This window comes from Schnuerera sp. (assembly GCF_035459645.1).
Taxonomy (GTDB): domain Bacteria; phylum Bacillota; class Clostridia; order Tissierellales; family Tepidimicrobiaceae; genus Schnuerera.
The window spans coordinates 1-3,202 of record NZ_DATHXO010000274.1 but is presented as its reverse complement, the minus strand read 5'-3'; the positions used below and the strand labels follow the sequence as shown (position 1 = coordinate 3,202).

The 3,202-nt window shown below is 32.3% G+C and carries 2 protein-coding genes; both read right to left on the bottom strand.

Going from position 1 to position 3,202, the window contains the following annotated elements:
- The coding region (locus VK998_RS06385) for a hypothetical protein (protein ID WP_325226686.1) at window positions 1-270 on the bottom strand (270 nt) is incomplete at its 3' end.
- A gap of 344 nt (window positions 271-614) precedes the next feature.
- Window positions 615-3,202, bottom strand: a 2,588-nt coding sequence (locus tag VK998_RS06380) for an Fn3-like domain-containing protein (RefSeq protein WP_325226684.1), incomplete at its 5' end; no start/stop codon positions are given.

Here is a 3,202-nt window from a genome sequence, read left to right as displayed (position 1 = left end):
ATAGTTTGATACTGCAGCTTTTGTTGCCTTTGCTACCATTTCAGTATCAGCTTGTTCTTTCATATATACTAAAACTTCTGCCAGACCTTCTTTTTCTAGGTCAGTTTTAACTTCCAATTGAATCTTTTCTGATGCTTCTTTCTGTAATTCTACTTTTGCTGAATCAATCTGATTTTCCTGTGCATTCACAATTGATGTGAAATTCCCCAATACCATAATCATTATGATTAGCAGCGAAAGCATCTTTGAAACTCTCTTGTTTTTTAACATAAACCATTATCCCCCTTTAATCCTCATAGTTTTAATAAGCTTACTATTCAATTTGCACCTCCTTACTTTTATTTTCAAGAGGGTCTTGTGGCAAACCACAAGACCCTCTTGTGGTTTATAAAAATATAAATTTATTTACCTTATTAATCTTAATAAAACCTTACATCAAACATATAATCATTTTATGTTATTGTAACTATATTTAAATTAACATTTTATTGATATCTGTCATTTTCCAGTGTGGGATAGGATAAGATATGATGGGATAGGAAGGGGCTTGTTAATAGAACACAATACCCCTTTTCCTAGTTTCTAGTCAACTAACTCTTAAAAACTATTTCTTTCTATTTCCCAAAATTATATTGATTACCGTCTTTGTCAAAATATATTACTGTTTTTGGCAAACTTCCGGTATCTACTGGATTACCTTCTGAATCAATATAGGTATTACTATCTATTTTCTTATAGACTTCATTATCTTCATTAAACCACTCTATGAATCTTAGTTGAACTCTTGGATTGTTGTTAAGGTAGTCTATATCATATGCCTCATTGCCTACTATCACAGTATTTTCAGGAAGATCATCTATTTTCCCTACTATAGTAATCTTTCCTGATGCTATTTTGGCATTTCTTTTTCCGTCGACGCCAACATAAACTACTTCAACCTGTAAATCAGATGCAATTAATCCTTTTGGAGCTGTAAAATTACCAACATAGGTTCCAGAGCTTACCTCCTCCATTGGTATTCCCTCAGAATTGGTTCCCATTTCAAAAGGTAACATTATCTTATAAGATGCTGTTCCACCAGTAGGTGCATCGAAGCTTATTTCTACTGACTCTCCTGTTTCTAGTATGGTATCTTCTGCAGGTCGAACATTTGAAATTATAGATGTGGAATCTATAGTTATTTCCTTTCTGGTTGCATGGTCTGCTAAATCATATAAAGTAAACTCAAATACATTCTCTCCACCTATTAAATCTAAAGTCAAATCTATAACTTTTTCCACTGGGTCAACTTCTAATAATGGTTCTTCATAAAGATATATTTGGCTATCACCTAAGAATAATCTCAAATATCCAAGGTTATCAAACATTCTAATCTTCAATTCAGCTTTATGATTTTCGTCATCTATTCCAGTAACTACTATATCCAATTGAGGTGGTGTTGTATCAACATAGAACCTTCTCACTATACTTCCTTTTGCACCTGCTTTAGATATAGCCTCAACACTAATCTCTTTATATCCATCTTCTAAATCAATATCTTTATTAAAACTATAAGCAGAACCTGAATATAATATTGTAGATGGATCATCTGGATCTTGTATATCTACATGATCTAAATATTCAAATTCTGTTTCTTCACCATCGATCATTAACTTATCTAATAACTCAAACCTTGTAATATAACCTTCAAAACGAACTTGATTACTAGTATATACTTCAAGTAATTTTGGTTGAAGTAAGAATATATAAGGGTCAGCATTATCTATAGCAACAGTTATTTCAGCAAATGCAGTATTGTAAGCATTATCTACCGCTATTATTTCCACTATATTATTTCCTACATATCCACTCATATCTATTTCATAAAACTTTTTATCTGGATTAGCTATTATTAGCTCGTCATCAATTATTTCACCATTGACACTTACTACAAAACCTAAGATCCCAGCATTCTCTTCTATCACTTTCCAAGAAACTTTATTAGTTTCTTCATCAAAAGTCAGTTCAGTTATCTCTGGTGGTACCGTATCTACAGTTATTGGTATCCTTTTAGATTGTTTCTCTGCCTTGTCATAATGAGCCTTAGTCTCAATCTCGTAATAATAATCACCATCATGTACTATTTCCCCATTTACATCTCCAAACCACCATGCATCCATTATCATGGAAACAGGAGAATACCTACCTCCATCTATATAATTCTTTTTCTGATATTCTTCCATTAAAATTGTTCTTAGAAGATTTCCTTCTCCATCTAATATGTTATAATTAACAACTTCTGAATTTCTTAAAAATGATAGATATGGAAGAACATTATCTGTACCAAATATCAAACCATCAATTGTTCCAGGACTCATAAATATCTGATTAGGCGTAGAATAATAATAAGCCTCTCCTTCTGAATCCACATAAAGCATACCTGAAGCATTGAAATAAGATGATTCTTCTTTGTCTATGAATCTCATTCCATCAAGTATATCTGGTTCACTCCAATCTCCATAAAATCCAACATATGGAATTGAAATTTTTGGATTTTCATCTTGAGGATCAGTTAAAATCACAAATCCTTCAACAAACATATTTCGGTAAATTAAATTATCTGTACCAATGTCCACCCTAACTTCAAATTCTATTTCTCCATTACCAGGAATAGTTATGTTTGTTGGCACATCAACATTTGCATTAGAAATATAATCAGATGTCAATGAGTTCAAATTGGTCTCAGGAAAAATATAATCCATTAAAACCTTTACATCTACGTTATAGATCATATCTTCTTGGGAATCATTTATAGCTTTAAAATTCATGGTAAAAGATGTATCTTGAAAATCCTTTAATTCTACTTTAGCCTCATTTGTTCTAGCGTCTACCAATCTAACAGGAGTACTAATAGCCCCATAAAGATTCATTAGTCCTGCTCCTTGTCTCCTTGGAGAATATTCATATCCATATTCATCACAGACTATATTTGCAGTGTTTGTTAGTAAGACTTTTGCAAGTTTCGTTTGTTCCGCCAAACTTAAATTACCATAAATTTCGTGTTCTTTTATAAATTCCATAACAATTGCGGCTCCACCAGCAACATGGGGTGCTGCCATAGATGTACCACTCATCATTCCATATTTATCGTTATTTAATGTGGAATAAATCTGTCCACCTGGTGCAGTAATTTCTGGTTTTAATTCTAATGATGGCGTAGTAC